The sequence below is a fragment of the Paracoccus homiensis genome, assembly GCF_900111675.1.
GTDB lineage: Bacteria > Pseudomonadota > Alphaproteobacteria > Rhodobacterales > Rhodobacteraceae > Paracoccus > Paracoccus homiensis.
In genome coordinates, this window is sequence record NZ_FOHO01000008.1 from 57003 (window position 1) to 71648 (window position 14646).

Consider the following 14646-nt stretch of genomic DNA (forward strand, 5'->3'; position numbering starts at 1 on the left):
ATGGTCGCCATGAAACAGTCAGACAACCCCGCCGATCCGTTCAAGAAGGCCTTGACCGAGGCCACGCGCGCCATGGCCGATGAGCGGGAACTGAACGTGACCTTCAGCGCCGATCCGTCGGGCGTGGCGGGCGATACGATGCGCCTGCCGCAGATCAGCCGCCGCATGGGTCGCGAGGAAATTCTGATCGCGCGGGGAACCGCCGATGCGCTGGCCATGCGGGTGCGCCATCACGACGCCGCCACCCATGCGAAATTCGCCCCCTCAGGGCCGATGGCGCGCGAGTTGTACGAGGCGATGGAAACCGCCCGCTGCGAGGCGCTGGGGGCCCGCGACATGCCGGGCGCATTGTCCAATATCGACGTGAAGATCGGGGTCGATGCCGACAAGAAGGGCTATTCCCAGATCTCGCAGCCCGCGGACGCGCCCCTTGCCGTGGCGGCGGGCTATCTTCTGCGTCAGGCGGCCACCGGGCGGGCGCTGCCGCGTGGGGCGCAGAACGTGGCCGATCTGTGGCGTCCTTTCGTTGAACAGCAGGCAGGCGATGCGCTGGCGAATGTGAATGACGTGCTGGAGGATCAGCAGGCATTTGCGCGACTGGCTCGCCAGATGATCAGCGATCTTGGCTATGGCGATCAGCTGGGCGAAGACCCGGACGACCCCCAGGAGGACGACGCCGAAGAAAACGCCGAGCAGGACGAAGAGGCCGGCGACAACCAGTCGCGCGAAGAAAACGAAAACGAAGACTCGGACGCCTCGCCCGAGCGCAGTCAGGAACAGCAGCAGGACGAACGTCAGGCGCAGGTCAGCATGGACGACCAGTCCGACGAACAGCTGACCGACGAGGCCGAGATGCCCGAGGCCGAGTCGCCGCCCGACATTCCGCCCCCGGTCAGCGAGGCCAGCGCCGAGTACAAGGTGTTCGCCCAGACCTGGGACGAGGAAATCCGTGCCGAGGATCTGGCCGACCCGGCCGAACTGGAACGTCTGCGCGCCTATCTGGACAAGCAGCTTGATCCGCTGCGCGGGGCGGTCAGCCGCCTTGCCAACAAGTTGCAGCGTCGCTTGCAGGCACAGCAGAATCGCAGCTGGGAATTCGACAAGGAAGAAGGTGTTCTGGACGCCGGACGTCTGGCCCGTGTCGTCGCCAATCCGACCACGCCGCTCAGCTTCAAGGTCGAGAAGGACATGGAGTTCCGCGACACTGTGGTGACGCTGTTGCTGGACAATTCCGGCTCGATGCGCGGTCGCCCGATCAGCATTGCGGCAATCTGCGCCGATGTTCTGGCGCGGACGCTGGAACGTTGCAACGTCAAGGTCGAGATCCTGGGCTTTACCACCCGCGCATGGAAGGGCGGGCAGGCGCGCGAGGACTGGCTGAAGCAGGGTCGCCCCGCGCAGCCCGGCCGCCTGAACGATCTGCGGCACATCATCTACAAATCCGCCGATGCGCCCTGGCGCCGGGTTCGGCCCAATCTGGGCCTGATGATGAAGGAAGGCCTGCTGAAGGAAAACATCGACGGCGAGGCGCTGGAATGGGCGCATCGCCGACTGGCGAAACGGGCCGAGGCGCGCAAGATCCTGATGGTGATTTCCGACGGCGCACCGGTGGATGATTCCACCCTGTCGGTCAACCCGGCGAACTATCTGGAAAAGCATCTGCGCGACGTGATCGCCATGGTCGAACGCAAACGTCAGGTGGAATTGCTGGCCATCGGGATTGGCCATGACGTGACGCGCTATTACGACCGCGCGGTCACGATCACCGATGCCGAACAGCTGGCGGGGGCGATCACCGAACAGCTGGCCGCGCTGTTCGACAGCGATCCGCGCAAACGTGCGCGGGTGCTGGGCATGGCGGCTATGCGGCGGGGCTGATCCCGCCGCCGCCTAGCCGTGTTCTTCGGCGGCGGTTTCCGACAGTGCCTGATTCAGCGCCCGCAGCGCATCGACGTGATAGACCACGCCGAACGGTTCGGGCGGTGTGTCGGCGTCCTGGGGATCGGGGGCCGCGATCACCGGCAGAAAGGCGGCGCCGCTGCGGTCGAATTCGGCCAGTGCCCGATCCAGCGCCATCCCCTCGATCAGCACCGCGCCGCCATCCATCAGGTTCCGCGCCAGATCGGGCGAGGGCGCATTTTCATCGCCCAACCGACGGATCAGCGCGGTGATCCGCATCTTTTGCGGCAGCCAGACCTGCGGGCCTTCGGCGATATGGACATCGCGGCGTTCCAGCTGGGTCAGAAAGAAGGATCGGTTCACCAGCCGCGAGGCCAGCGCCGAACTGAGCGAGACCGAGGCCATCACCGCGATCCCCGTCTGCCAGTTGCCGGTCATCTCGAAGATGATCAGCGCGGTCGAAATCGGCGCCCCCAGAACCGCCGCCCCCACCGCGCCCATGCCCGCAAAGGCATAGATATCGACCGATCCCGACAATTCGGGCAGCACCGCGGTCGAGATGATGCCGAAAGTCAGCCCGGTCAGCGACCCCATGACCAGCGCTGGCGAGAAAACTCCGCCCCCCATGCGCCCGCCAAGGGTGATGGCGACGGCGATCGCCTTGACGACCGCAAACAGCACGGCCTGCGCCGCCCCGATCCGCCCGCTGAGCGCGGCGGCGGTGGTTTCATAGCCGACGCCGATGATATGCGGAAAGGGGATCGCGATCAGCCCCAACGCCAGTCCCGCGATCGTCGGGCGCAGCCAGCGCGGCCAGCCCGTGCGTGACATCAGCCAGTTGCCGACCCGGTCGGCGCGGAAGATGGCCGACATCAGCGCCGCCGCCACCAATGCCGATACCAGCCCCAGCAGCATGAAAGCGGGCAGTTCGACGTAAAAGGCCAGATCGGCCTGTTGCGGCAGGTTGAATTCGGTCAGCCCGCCAAATTCCAGCCGGTTGATCACCGTGCCCGCCACCGCCGAAATCGCGATCGGGGCGAAAGCATGCAGCGCGAAATGGCGCAGCACCACTTCATGCGCGAACAGGGCCCCTGCGATGGGGGCATTGAAGCTGGCGGCGACGGCGCCCGCGACGGCACAGCCCAGCAGATCGCGCCCGGTCATCGGGCTTGCCTTGATCCTTTTGGCCACGGCGGTGGACACGACACCGGCCAGATGCACCACCGGGCCTTCGCGACCGGAACTGCCCCCCGTGCCAAGCGTGATCAGCGAGGCCGCAGCCGATGCCAGCCCCTCGCGCGTTTCGACGCGGCCCCCGTCCAGCGCGGCGCCCTCGATCACGTCGGCCACGGCGCGGACGCGGGCATCGGGGGTGAAGCGATCAAGGATCAGGCCGACGACCAGCCCGCCGATCACCGGCACCACCAGCACCCAGTACCAGGGCAGCCGTTCGGCGGCGGTGGCAAGGGTCAGGTCGTCCGCGCCGTAGATGGCGCGCTGCAACGCGCTGATCCCCAGGCGAAAGCCAAGCGCGGCCAGCCCCGCGCCGATGCCGATCAACAGCGCCAGAAACCAGAACTGCATCTGGCTGGGACCGCGTTCGCGCATGATCCGCAGCGCGCCGCCGCAGCGCCCCGTCACATAGCTGAAGGTCGGGCGCCACCAGCCCGCCGCGGGGGCAGGGGGTTGTGGGCGATCATCGCTTGGCTTGCGGGTCATGTCCTTGCGCCATTTCAGAAATCCGGCCTTCAGCCGATCACAAACGCGGCAGATCGTCCAGCATGGCGGGCAGGGTCGCGCATAATTTTCGCCAGCCGCCGCCCTGCCAGCCAAGGGCGTGCAGCGCGTCACAGCGCAGTTCACGCGGCCAACTGTCGGTATCTGCGGCGGGCAGCGGATGGGCGCAGCAGGTCAGCGCCATCACCTGCGCCAACAGATCGCGGCGATCCAGAAGGATGTCGCTGACATGGGCGATGGGGGGCGGGCTGTCCTGAGCCAGCAGGATCATCACCGCATCGGCCAGATCCTCGACATGCACCTCGGACCCGATGCGGGGTTCGATCGGCTTGCCCGACAGGTACTCGGCGAAAAGCTGGCGCCATTTATGGGCGTTGCCGGTGCCATAGACCCCCGTCGCGCGGACCGAGGTGGTCAGCAGGCCGCCGCGACGCAGATCGGCCAGATAGGCCTCGGCCTCGGCCTTGACCTGCCCGTAAAGCGTGGTCGGCCTGGGGGGCAGATCCTCGGTCAGGATCATGCCCGGTGCGCGCCCGTCAAAGACCGCGCGCGAGGACAGGAACAGCACATGCCGCACCCCGTCACGCGCCGCCGCATCGAACAGCCGGATCGAGCCGTCCAGATTGGCCCGCCGAAAGCCGTCGGGGTTAGACCCCTCGCCGCCGCGATACTTGCCCGGAACATGCGCAAAGGCACAGTGGATCAGCGCGTCATGCCCCCGCAGATCGGCATCATCGCCCAGTCGGTATCCGGTCATGCGACCGATGGCGGTGACCCGATGGCCCTCGGCGCAGGCGGCTTCGGCAATCGCGCTGCCGATGATGCCATTGGCTCCGGTCAGCGCGATCCGCATCAGGCGGCAGGCCGTGTCTGGGCGGCCAGGTCGGGCATGGGCTGACCCGCCGCGATCGCCCGCCACAGATCGATCAACGGTCGCAGCAGATGCGCCTTGTCATGGTCCTGCCACGGTTTCTCGTATTGGAAATGCAGGATGCGGATGTCGTCCCAACTCCAAAGTTCGGGCATCATGAACCACACATATTGCAGCATGTTGTGATGCACCGACAGGCCGTGCCAATCGGGGAAGTAATCCTGCAGGAAGGTCTGATCGGTGCGCCGCCAGAACACGCCCGGACGGTCCAGCCGCGACAGCATGTCTGCATAGGTCGCGGCATCGGGGCGGGCGGTGAAAACGCCGGAATTCATCCGCAGAAACCCGTCAAGCCCGTCATAGACATTGGGCGCGGCGCAGAATTCGGGCATGTCGAACAGCTTGTCCACCGGGCGCAGCACGATCGCGTCCGCATCGACGAAAACACAGCGGTCGTAATCCAGCTGCCACAGCCGCAGCTTGATGAAATTGTCCAGCGGCGTGTGGAAATCGGGCTTGCCGCCCTTGGTGAAGGCGGCCCGCCGGTGCAGCGCGTCACGGGCATGGGTCTGGTCGAAACCCGCCGAGGTGGGCAGCAGATCGGCATGAACCAGTCGCGCACCCAGCGCCCGCAGACGAGCCAGATGCGGCTGTTCCAGACCGCGATGCAGCACCACCAGATCGGCGCCGCTGCCCGTCAGCCGCAAAGAGCGCAGCAGCGCTTCGGCCCCCGGAAGATAGGCGGCGTTGCTGACCAGCGTGACAAAGGCGTGGTCGGCCCTTGCAGGCTGTTCCGCGATCAGGCCCGCGGCCAGCGCCTTGCCTTGCGGGGTGGAACCGGGGTGGATCAGCGGCGAAAATCCCATTCTGTGCCCTTCGACTGACGATGTCTTTTCTGCGCGATCTGCAGGATATGGCAATCCGGTGATGTTTTGATGACAGAAACCGCAGCGCATTGCCATGCCTGACCGGGCCGACGGGCAGCGATGTGCGAATCCGCCCTTGCGCCCGGAACCAACCCGCCAGAGGCGAAGTTTTCTGACTGACAGGTTCAAACAGGAGACAGCAATGTCCCATAACGACAACGACGCCACGCGTTCGGCCCGCAAGCACCGGCCCGCGTTGATTGCCATTGCGGTTGCCGTACTGGCGGCGCTGCTTTTGTATGTCGTCTTTCCCGCCGGGGTGGACGAGCAGAATGAGGGCATCGCAACCACCCCTCCGCCTGAGGATACCCCGATCACCGATGCCGAAGGGGCCGGCGACGCCGCGGCGCCGACCATCTCGCCCGATGCCGCGGCACCGGTGGGAGAGGGTGGCGAAACCGCGCCGGCGAACTGATCGGTGCGGTCCTGACGTGTTCGTGACCTCTGCGGGGCGGTGACTTTCATTCACAGCTTTGCGATACTTTTGCCAAAGCCGCGAACAACGCGGGTCACAGGCAAATCAAGGGGCAGGAATGCGTCACTTAACCAAGGTCTTATTGGGCTTGATGCTGATTCTGGCGGTGGCGTGTTCCAGAACGCCGCCGCGTGGTGAAACCGCCGGAGGCGCCAGATATGTCGGTGGATCCGTTCCACAACTGGGCGACAGCCACCCGCATGAGTGGCGCAATGGTCACCCCTATAATCACCATGTCCACGGGATCGACATTTCCCGGTGGCAGGGCGACATCAACTGGGCGCAGGTCCGCAGTTCCGGTGTCAGCTTCGCCTTCATCAAGGCGACCGAGGGCGGCGATCACAGCGACCCCAGCTTTCAGCGCTATTGGCGCGAGGCGGCGGCGGCACGGATGCCGCGCGGCGCATATCACTATTACTATTTCTGCCGGACCGGTCGCGAACAGGCGGCGTGGTTCATCCGCAACGTCCCGCGCGAACGGGGCTCGTTGCCGCCGGTTCTGGACCTTGAATGGACCCATTCCAAGACCTGCCCGCGTCGCCCGCCCGCAGCCGAGGTCAAGCGCGAGGCGAATATCTTCCTGGATATCGTCGGCCGCCACTATGGCCAGCGTCCGATCATCTACACCACGGTCGATTTCTACCGCGACAACCGTCTGGGCGACATGCGCGCGGAATTCTGGCTGCGCTCGGTCGCGGATCATCCCAGCGTCACCTATCCGGGGCAGCGGTGGGCCTTCTGGCAGTATACCGGTACCGGGATCGTTCCGGGCATTCAGGGTGACGTCGACATCAACGCCTTTGCAGGCTCGTCAACGGATTGGGCGCGATGGCTTTCGGCCCGATTGACGCGGTAGCACCCCGCACGCTGTTGTGGATCGAGTTCGCCCTGCTTTATGTCGGGGCGCCCTTGGCCATCGCGCTGTTCCTGCCGCCGGATCAGATGTTCACGGCACTGTTCCTGTTCATGCTGGCGGGGCTGATCCTGCTGTGGCGCACGGGCGGCTATGAATGGCGCGGACTGGTCCGTGGCCGCCTGATGCCCTGGTGGGAGGTGCTGGGCATCGCGATCGCGACGCTGATTTCGGGGCTGGTGGTGCTGTATCTGTCCCGACCCGAGGCGATCTTTGCGATGGTGCGGCAGCGCCCCGAATTCCTGTTGGTGATCTGGTGCCTTTACCCGCTGCTGTCGGCCCTGCCGCAGGAACTGATCTTCCGGCCCCTGTTCTTCCATCGCTATGGCGGTCTGATGCCTGCCGGAAACGCGGCCATCGCGATCAATGCCGCCGTCTTTTCCTTTGCGCATCTGATGTATTGGTCCTGGGTCGTGGCGATCCTGACCTTCTGCGGCGGCTGGATTTTCGCGCGTGCCTATCTGCGCCACGGCTTTCCCGCGGCATGGATGCTGCACGCGGTGGCCGGAAATGTGCTGTTTGCGGTGGGAATGGGCTATTATTTCTACAGCGGCAACGTGGTGCGCCCCTTCTGAGCGGTTGACTTCCCGACTGTCCCGCTGTTCATGCGAGGGCTGAACAAGTGGGGACCGACCATGCACGCCTATCGCAGCCATACCTGCGGCGATCTGACTGCCGCCAACGCCGGTGAAACCATCCGCCTGTCGGGCTGGGTGCATCGTGTGCGCGATCACGGGGGCGTCCTGTTCGTCGATCTTCGCGACCATTACGGCATGACGCAGGTTCTGGCCGACAGCGACAGCCCCGCCTTCGCCGCGATGGAGAAGCTGCGCGCCGAAACCGTCATCCGCATCGACGGCCGCGTGAAGCTGCGCGACGCCAGCCTCGTGAACCCCAAGCTGCCCACCGGCGAGATCGAGGTCTATGCGACCGACCTGGAGGTGCTGGGCGCCGCCGATGAACTGCCGCTGCCGGTCTTCGGCGATCAGGACTACCCGGAAGAAACGCGCCTTGCGTACCGCTTCCTCGACCTGCGCCGCGAGAGCCTGCACAACAACATCATGCTGCGCAGCCAGGTGATCCGGTCGATCCGCAACCGCATGTGGGACCAGGGCTTCACCGAATTCCAGACGCCGATCATCACGGCCAGCAGCCCCGAAGGCGCGCGCGACTTCCTGGTGCCGTCGCGTCTGCATCCGGGCAAGTTCTACGCGTTGCCGCAGGCCCCCCAGCAGTTCAAGCAGCTGATCATGGTCGCGGGCTTCGACAAGTATTTCCAGATCGCGCCCTGCTTCCGCGACGAGGATCCGCGCGCCGACCGCAGCCCGACCGACTTCTACCAGCTGGACCTGGAAATGTCCTTCGTGGACCAGGAGGACGTCTTTGCCTCGATCCAGCCGGTCGTGCAGGGCCTGTTCGAGGAATTCGGCAAGGGCCGCAAGGTCGATACCGAATGGCCGCGCATCCCCTATGCCGAGGCCATGCTGAAATACGGCAGCGACAAGCCCGATCTGCGCAACCCGATCGAGATGCAGATCGTCAGCGAGCATTTCCGCGGTTCGGGCTTTGCGATCTTCGCCAAGCTGCTGGAACAGGACGGCACCGAGGTCCGCGCCATTCCCGCGCCGACCGGCGGCAGCCGCAAGTTCGCCGACCGCATGAACGCCTTTGCGCAATCGCAGGGCTTGCCCGGCATGGGCTATATCCTGTGGCGCAAGGACGATAACGGCCAGATCGAGGCTGCAGGCCCCGTCGCCAAGAATATCGGCCCCGAGCGGACCGAGGCGATCCGCCAGCAGCTGGGACTGGGCATCGGCGATGCCGCGTTCTTCCTTGGCGGCAAGCCCGAGGCGTTCGAGGGTGTCGCGGGCCGCGCCCGCAACGAGATCGGCCGCGAGCTGGGCCTGACCGACGAGAACCAGTTCAAGTTCGCCTGGATCGTCGATTTCCCGATGTACGAGAAGGACGACGAGGGCAAGATCGACTTCAGCCACAACCCGTTCAGCATGCCGCAGGGTGGTCTGGACGCGCTGAACGGCGATCCGCTGGCGGTCAAGGGCTATCAGTACGACCTGGCCTGCAACGGCTATGAGCTGATCTCGGGCGCGATCCGGAACCACAAGCCGGAAATCATGTTCAAGGCGTTCGAACTGGCCGGTTACGGCGCAGACGAGGTCGAAAAGCGCTTTGGTGGTATGGTCAAGGCGTTCCGCTATGGCGCGCCCCCGCACGGCGGTTGCGCGGCCGGCATCGACCGGATCGTGATGTTGCTGGCGGATGAACAGAACATCCGCGAGGTCATCATGTTCCCGATGAACCAGCGTGCCGAGGATCTGATGATGGGTGCCCCGTCCGAACCGACCAATGAACAGATGCGCGAATTGCGTCTGCGGGCCCTGCCGAAAGAGTGAACTGACAGCAGCCCTTGCCATGTGTCATATCTGCCGCGGATGATGTCCGCGGCAGTTTTCGTTGAGGCGCAATGGTTCTTGACCCTGAAATCGCGATGATCCGGCTGGGCTATGGTCTGTCGCCGGACAGCCCGCAAGCGGTCGATGCCGATCTGCTGCTGGCGTCGGTCGCGACGGCCCGGCCCGATGCGGATGCGATCCGCATGGCCGATATCGACGCCCGCCGGCAGGTCGAAAACGATCTGGCCGCCGCAGCCCGAAAGCCCGGATCGGACAAGCCGACGCAGCGCAAATCGGCCCGGATGCGGCGTGAGACGATCTGGATGGCGCAGCATGCCTTTCAGGTGCGTGTCGCGCGTGCGGTGGCTGATCCCGTGGGTTTTGGCGAAAGGCTGGTGCAGTTCTGGTCCGATCACTTCACCGTCGCGGGCGGCAACCGCTTTCAGTCCCTGATTGCCGCCGCCCATGTCGACGAGGCCATTCGTCCGCATCTGGGGGGGCGTTTTTCCGATCTGATGTTCGCGGCGGAAACCCACCCGCGGATGCTGACCTACCTGAACCAAAGTGGGTCCGTCGGGCCGAATTCGGCCATTGCCAGGCGGCGCAAGGATGACGATCTGGGCCTGAACGAAAACCTTGCCCGCGAAATGATCGAACTGCACAGCCTTGGCGTCGGCGGTGACTATACCCAGCGCGACGTGAGGCAACTGGCGCGGCTGCTGACCGGGCTTAGCTATCGGGCGGGGCAGGATCGGGCCTTTCGTCCGGCCATGGCCGAACCCGGCGCGGATACCGTGCTGGGCGTCACCTATGGCGGCAATGGACAGGCCAGCCTGAACGATATCCGCGCGGTGATCGACGATCTGGCCATGCATCCCGACACCGCGCGGCATCTGGCCCGCAAACTGGCGGTGCATTTCGTGTCCGACGATCCGCCCGCCGATCTGATCGACCGTCTGGCGCAGACCTATCGGCAGGCGGATGGCGATCTGTCCGTGGTCTATGTCGCCCTGGCCGAGGCCCCCGAACTGGCCGCTGGATTTCGGCAGAAGGCCAGGCAGCCCTTTGATTTCGTCGTCGCCGCGCTGCGTGCGCTGGGGATGCGGGGGGGCGATCTTCGGCAATTGGACCGGCGCGATTCGAACGGGCGGCTGTTGCGCCCGCTGCAGACCATGGGACAGCGATGGGCCATGCCGCGCGGTCCCGATGGCTGGCCCGAAAGCGCCGAAAGCTGGATCACGCCGCAGGGGCTGGCCGCGCGGATCGACTGGTCGATGCGGCACCCGGCCAAACTGCTGGGCGATCTGCCCGATCCGCGCGATTTCTTGCGGACCGCGCTGGGTTCGACCGCGTCGCAATCGCTGCAATGGGCGGTTCCGAAGGCGGAATCGCCGCGTGAGGGGGTGGCGATCGTGCTGGCCTCGGCCGATTTCAACCGGAGGTGACGCAATGCTGTCACGACGCTTGTTCCTGAAATCTTCGGCGCTGATCGGCTGTTCGGCGGCGGCGCATCCGTTGATGTCCAGCATCAGCTTTGCCTCGGCCCCCGGTGAAAACCGGCTGGTGGTGATCATCCTTCGTGGCGCGATGGACGGTCTGGACGCGTTTCAGCCCTATGGCGATCCGATGCTGCGACAGCTGCGACGCAAGCTGTCGCAGGGACCCGATCAGGGCGCGACCGATCTGGACGGTTTCTTCGCGCTGCATCCGGCGTTGTCGCCGCTGATGCCGCTGTGGCGTTCAGGCGAATTGGCCTTCGCGCCTGCGGTATCCACGCCCTATCGTGACAAGCGCAGCCATTTCGACGGGCAGGGCCTGCTGGAGGCCGGGATCCCGTCCGAGGATGATCTGCTGGCGCGCAAGGATGGCTGGCTGAACCGGTTGCTGCAACAGATGCCGGGGGCACGGGCGCAGACCGCCTATGCCATCGGGCTGGATGACATGCAGATTCTGGATGGTCCGGCCCCGGCGCGCAGTTGGGCGCCCGAAGCTGGCTTCAACCTGTCGGGGCAGGCGCAGCGGCTTCTTGAACATGTCTATCACGACGACCCGTTGTTTCAGGCCGCCGGCGATCAGGCGATGGAGATTGCCGGCGCGGGCATGCAGGTCGAACAGGAAGATCCCGGTCCCGCCCGCGACGCGCGGATGCTGGCACGGTTCGCCGCGGATCGGCTGAACGGCGAAACGCGGATCGCCAGCTTTTCGATTTCGGGATGGGACAGTCACGCCAATCAGAGCCGGATCATCGGCCGGTCGTTGCAGCGTCTGGCCGAGGCGATCATCACCCTGCGCGACACGCTGGGGCCGAACTGGGGGCGCACGACGGTACTGGCGATGACCGAATTCGGGCGCACGGTGCGCGAAAACGGAACGGGTGGCACCGATCACGGCACGGGCGGTGCGATGCTGATGGCGGGCGGCGCCATTCGCGGCGGTCGCGCCTATGGCGAATGGCCGGGTCTGGCCGAGGGCGATCTGTATGCCGGGCGCGACCTTATGCCGATGCGCGACATCCGGGCCTATGCCGCCTGGGCGATGCGCGATCTGTATGGCATCCCCCGCGACGCGCTGGAACGCGACGTGTTTCCGGGGCTGGAGATGGGCGACAATCCCGGCGTCTGGGCCTAGACCTCGGCCACCTTCGACAGCCGATCCTGAACCAGCCCGCTGATCCGCGCCAGATCGGTCGCAACCGCGTGCCCGGCCTGATGATCGCGGGCCAGTGCCGTTGCGGCCTGTTCAAGGTCGTCGTCATGCGCCGACCGCGCCACCCCCGCCAGAAATCGGGCGATATAGTCGATGGCGGCCGTGTCCTGGGCCGAGGACAGGATTTCGGCCACATGTGCCAGATCGTCACGCAGGCCGGACGCGTCCGGCTGGATCATGTCATCGGGCAGAATGCGCGGCCCCGCAGGTACCGCCTGGGGCAGGGCCGACAGGATCGCCTGCTGAAATACCGCCAGGCTTTCGACCGGCTTGGCCAGAAACCCGTCCGCGCCTGCCTGCATGGCATTGTCGCGCATGTCCGGGTCGCCCGAGATGCCCAGAACGACCGGCACGCGCGGTTCGCATGTGGCGATCTGGCGGATCAGGTCGGCGCCATCGCCGTCGGGCAGCCCCAGATCGACGATCACGACCGTCGGGCGATAGGTCTTCAGATGCCGCGCCGCCGACCGCAGGCAATCGGCACGGCGGATGCGGGCCCCGGATCGCAGGCACAGCAGGCGCACCGCCTCGCTGGCGAAGCGCGAATCCTCGACGACAAGAACGGTCAGCCCGGTCAGTGGACGACCCGGCAGCGACATGCGCCAAAGAGGCAGCGCCTCTCCCATGGTGGTTCCGACTTCTGTCAGCATCTCTGTTTCCTCATCCGAGTGTGACGATACGTTTTAGTTAACGAATGATTCCCTAAGAACGGGTTAATCCCCTCGTTTTCCTTTTCCTGACGGCGCTGAAGCCCTAGAACTTCGACAAACGGAGGATCCCATGATCGGAAAGCTGAACCACGTCGCCATTGCCGTCCCCGATTTGCAGGCCGCGGCGGCCCAATATGAAAACACCCTTGGCGCGACGGTGCGCGCCCCGCAGGACGAACCGGATCATGGCGTGACGGTGGTGTTCATCGACCTGCCGAACACCAAGATCGAACTTCTGTATCCACTGGGCGACGACAGCCCGATCAACGGCTTTCTGGAAAAGAACCCTTCGGGTGGCATCCACCACATGTGCTTTGAGGTCGAGGATATCATCGCCGCCCGCGACAAGCTGAAATCCGAAGGCGCGCGGGTGCTGGGCAGCGGCGAACCGAAGATCGGCGCACATGGCAAGCCGGTGCTGTTCCTGCATCCCAAGGATTTCAACGGCTGCCTGATCGAACTGGAGCAGGTCTGATGAACCTGACCGGCGGAATCGTTCTTTATGCCGTTCTGTGGTTTCTGACCCTGTTCGTGGTCCTGCCCATCGGCCAGAAATCGCAGGCCGAGGCCGGAGAGATCGTGCCCGGCACGCCCGCGGGCGCACCGGCCAATCTGTTGCTGCGCCGCAAGCTGATCCTGACCACGCTGTTTGCGGCGGCGGTCTGGGGGATCATCGCCTGGCTGATTCTGGGCGGGGTCGTTACCCGCGCCCAGTTGGAAAGCTTTGACCTGTTCTTCCGCGGATAAGGTGGAACAGGTGGGTAAAACCCGCCGCAGCCAGAAGGGGGCCGATCATGTTGACCAGTGGAACGGTCAGCAGCACCGCAATTGCGGCCCCGGCCAGCGTGATCGGCAGGATATGCCTGCGGCGCAGGTCGGTCGCGCGCGTATCGTCCAGATGCCGTCGCGCGGCCATCTGAAAGAATTCACGGCCCAACAGCCAGCCATTCGCGCCGTAGAACAGCAGCGGCGCGAATGGACCCAGAAAAGGCGTCAGGATCAGCGACAGGATCGTGACGCCCAGCACCGCGGCGACGACCGCCAGCGATTCCAGCAGCCCGTCCAGAAAATCCGGGGCGCGGCCCTTGGCGCGGGGATAGTGCATGTCCTCGACGGCATCGGCCACGCGGTCGGTGAACAACCCCGCGAAGCCGGCCGCGACCGGGGCCATCAGGAAAAAGCCCATCACCGGCAACAGCGCAAGCGAGGCCCATGACAGTGGCGCGGCGGTTTCGATCGCACCGATCCATGGCAGGGTAAAGCTGCCGGCTGCGAAGATGCGGATCAGCCAGAAAACCCCCGCCTGCAAAGCCACCAGCAGCAGGACGGTCAACCCGATACCCATCAGCGCCAGCGAAAAGATCCGGGGGCGCAGCAGGTCGGACCATGCCAGCGCCAGTGCGCGAAAGACGGTCATTCCAGCCAGCTTGTCTTGGCCTGAATATCGGGGCGGGGGCGTTCGGGCGGTGTCTCGCCCCGCGTGCCGATATGGATCAGGCCCGCGACCCGTTCGGACGGCGCAAGGCCCAGATGCGCCTCGGCAAAGCCCTGGTTCAGCGCCGCAAACCCGGTCAGCCAGGCCGCGCCCCATCCCGATGCCAGCGCCGCGTTCACCAGACCAAGGCAGACCGCGCCCGCCGACAGGACCTGTTCCCATTCCGGGATCTTTTCGCTGGCCACCGGCGAAAAGATCACGGCCACGATCACCGGCGAACCAAAGGATGCAGCGGCCTTTTCCGCCGCCGCGGCATCCTGACCCGTGGCCAGAACCTCTTGGCGCAGGATCGGTTGCAGGGCGTCCAGCCGGTCGCGACCCAAGACCACAAAGCGCCACGGTTCCAGCTTTCCGTGATCGGGCGCGCGGGCGGCCATGGTCAGCAACCGGATCAGTTCGTCGCGGTCCGGTCCGGGCGATTTCAGCAGCTTTGGCGGGTGCGAGCGGCGGGCGCCCAGAAACGCGACCGCCTGATCGTTGCGATGGTCCATCAAGATCTCCGT

The 14646-nt window shown here is 65.4% G+C and carries 15 protein-coding genes; 9 read left to right on the forward strand and 6 right to left on the reverse strand.

Translation table 11 applies throughout. The features are described from left to right. The first annotated feature begins 9 nt into the window (after positions 1–9). Positions 10–1878, forward strand: a complete 1869-nt coding sequence (gene cobT, locus BMX67_RS11910) for a cobaltochelatase subunit CobT (RefSeq protein WP_090735460.1) — start codon at positions 10–12, stop codon at positions 1876–1878. 12 nt (positions 1879–1890) lie between these two features. Here the strand turns inward: cobT and BMX67_RS11915 are convergent, their stop codons facing one another. Genes BMX67_RS11915 through BMX67_RS11925 form a run of 3 tightly spaced genes read right to left on the reverse strand, consistent with a single transcriptional unit; the run spans position 1891 to position 5373 of the window. Beyond that, on the reverse strand, positions 1891–3618 hold the full coding sequence (locus tag BMX67_RS11915) for a chloride channel protein (protein WP_090735192.1): 1728 nt from the start codon (positions 3616–3618) through the stop codon (positions 1891–1893). A gap of 37 nt (positions 3619–3655) precedes the next feature. After that, a complete protein-coding gene (locus BMX67_RS11920) occupies positions 3656–4489 on the reverse strand; it encodes an NAD-dependent epimerase/dehydratase family protein (protein WP_090735194.1) in 834 nt (277 codons plus the stop codon). Beyond that, positions 4489–5373: a glycosyltransferase gene (locus BMX67_RS11925; protein WP_245739435.1), complete on the reverse strand. Its 885-nt coding sequence runs from the start codon at positions 5371–5373 to the stop codon at positions 4489–4491. The genes BMX67_RS11920 and BMX67_RS11925 overlap by 1 nt, the downstream gene beginning before the upstream one ends. A gap of 202 nt (positions 5374–5575) precedes the next feature. On the opposite strand from BMX67_RS11925, the gene BMX67_RS11930 reads away from it, so the two are divergent. The 6 genes from BMX67_RS11930 (at position 5576) to BMX67_RS11955 (ending at position 11860) form a co-directional block, all read left to right on the forward strand. Next, positions 5576–5848, forward strand: a complete 273-nt coding sequence (locus BMX67_RS11930) for a hypothetical protein (RefSeq protein ID WP_090735196.1) — start codon at positions 5576–5578, stop codon at positions 5846–5848. Positions 5849–5999: 151 nt separating this feature from the next. Beyond that, the gene (locus BMX67_RS11935; protein WP_245739436.1) at positions 6000–6764 is read left to right on the forward strand and encodes a glycoside hydrolase family 25 protein; all 765 of its coding nucleotides are present in this window, start codon (positions 6000–6002) and stop codon (positions 6762–6764) included. Next, entirely contained in the window at positions 6737–7396 is a 660-nt protein-coding gene (locus tag BMX67_RS11940; RefSeq protein WP_090735199.1) for a CPBP family glutamic-type intramembrane protease, read from the forward strand. The genes BMX67_RS11935 and BMX67_RS11940 overlap by 28 nt, the downstream gene beginning before the upstream one ends. 60 nt (positions 7397–7456) lie before the next feature. Further along, positions 7457–9232, forward strand: coding sequence for an aspartate--tRNA ligase (aspS, locus tag BMX67_RS11945; RefSeq protein ID WP_022706537.1), 1776 nt, complete (start codon positions 7457–7459; stop codon positions 9230–9232). Between the two features lie 71 nt (positions 9233–9303). After that, on the forward strand, positions 9304–10677 hold the full coding sequence (locus tag BMX67_RS11950) for a DUF1800 domain-containing protein (protein WP_090735202.1): 1374 nt from the start codon (positions 9304–9306) through the stop codon (positions 10675–10677). 4 nt (positions 10678–10681) lie between these two features. Next, complete coding sequence (locus BMX67_RS11955) at positions 10682–11860, forward strand: DUF1501 domain-containing protein (RefSeq protein WP_090735204.1); 1179 nt, start codon at positions 10682–10684, stop codon at positions 11858–11860. Here BMX67_RS11955 and BMX67_RS11960 read toward each other — a convergent pair. After that, entirely contained in the window at positions 11857–12588 is a 732-nt protein-coding gene (locus tag BMX67_RS11960) for a response regulator (protein ID WP_425438981.1), read from the reverse strand. The two genes, BMX67_RS11955 and BMX67_RS11960, sit on opposite strands and share 4 nt — an antisense overlap. 130 nt (positions 12589–12718) lie before the next feature. Here BMX67_RS11960 and mce point away from each other — a divergent pair, with 130 nt between their 5' ends. Beyond that, positions 12719–13123, forward strand: a complete 405-nt coding sequence (gene mce, locus BMX67_RS11965) for a methylmalonyl-CoA epimerase (RefSeq protein WP_090735207.1) — start codon at positions 12719–12721, stop codon at positions 13121–13123. Next, on the forward strand, positions 13123–13395 hold the full coding sequence (locus BMX67_RS11970) for a DUF1467 family protein (protein WP_090735210.1): 273 nt from the start codon (positions 13123–13125) through the stop codon (positions 13393–13395). Before mce ends, BMX67_RS11970 begins: the two co-directional genes overlap by 1 nt. On the opposite strand, the gene BMX67_RS11975 is transcribed toward BMX67_RS11970, so the two are convergent. Together BMX67_RS11975 and BMX67_RS11980 are read right to left on the reverse strand one after the other, a co-directional pair. After that, positions 13349–14065 (reverse strand): EI24 domain-containing protein, encoded by a 717-nt coding sequence (locus BMX67_RS11975; RefSeq protein WP_090735213.1) that lies wholly within the window; start codon positions 14063–14065, stop codon positions 13349–13351. The genes BMX67_RS11970 and BMX67_RS11975 overlap by 47 nt on opposite strands. Continuing rightward, the gene (locus tag BMX67_RS11980; RefSeq protein ID WP_090735215.1) at positions 14062–14634 is read right to left on the reverse strand and encodes a nitroreductase family protein; all 573 of its coding nucleotides are present in this window, start codon (positions 14632–14634) and stop codon (positions 14062–14064) included. Before BMX67_RS11980 ends, BMX67_RS11975 begins: the two co-directional genes overlap by 4 nt. Positions 14635–14646: the final 12 nt, after the last annotated feature.

Coding starts and splice junctions, on each gene's coding strand:
- cobT (WP_090735460.1), top strand. CDS start 10: ATGAAACAGTCAGACAACCCCGCCGATCCGTTCAAGAAGGCCTTGACC.
- BMX67_RS11915 (WP_090735192.1), bottom strand. CDS start 3,618: ATGACCCGCAAGCCAAGCGATGATCGCCCACAACCCCCTGCCCCCGCG.
- BMX67_RS11920 (WP_090735194.1), bottom strand. CDS start 4,489: ATGCGGATCGCGCTGACCGGAGCCAATGGCATCATCGGCAGCGCGATT.
- BMX67_RS11925 (WP_245739435.1), bottom strand. CDS start 5,373: ATGGGATTTTCGCCGCTGATCCACCCCGGTTCCACCCCGCAAGGCAAG.
- BMX67_RS11930 (WP_090735196.1), top strand. CDS start 5,576: ATGTCCCATAACGACAACGACGCCACGCGTTCGGCCCGCAAGCACCGG.
- BMX67_RS11935 (WP_245739436.1), top strand. CDS start 6,000: ATGCTGATTCTGGCGGTGGCGTGTTCCAGAACGCCGCCGCGTGGTGAA.
- BMX67_RS11940 (WP_090735199.1), top strand. CDS start 6,737: ATGGCTTTCGGCCCGATTGACGCGGTAGCACCCCGCACGCTGTTGTGG.
- aspS (WP_022706537.1), top strand. CDS start 7,457: ATGCACGCCTATCGCAGCCATACCTGCGGCGATCTGACTGCCGCCAAC.
- BMX67_RS11950 (WP_090735202.1), top strand. CDS start 9,304: ATGGTTCTTGACCCTGAAATCGCGATGATCCGGCTGGGCTATGGTCTG.
- BMX67_RS11955 (WP_090735204.1), top strand. CDS start 10,682: ATGCTGTCACGACGCTTGTTCCTGAAATCTTCGGCGCTGATCGGCTGT.
- BMX67_RS11960 (WP_425438981.1), bottom strand. CDS start 12,588: ATGCTGACAGAAGTCGGAACCACCATGGGAGAGGCGCTGCCTCTTTGG.
- mce (WP_090735207.1), top strand. CDS start 12,719: ATGATCGGAAAGCTGAACCACGTCGCCATTGCCGTCCCCGATTTGCAG.
- BMX67_RS11970 (WP_090735210.1), top strand. CDS start 13,123: ATGAACCTGACCGGCGGAATCGTTCTTTATGCCGTTCTGTGGTTTCTG.
- BMX67_RS11975 (WP_090735213.1), bottom strand. CDS start 14,065: ATGACCGTCTTTCGCGCACTGGCGCTGGCATGGTCCGACCTGCTGCGC.
- BMX67_RS11980 (WP_090735215.1), bottom strand. CDS start 14,634: ATGGACCATCGCAACGATCAGGCGGTCGCGTTTCTGGGCGCCCGCCGC.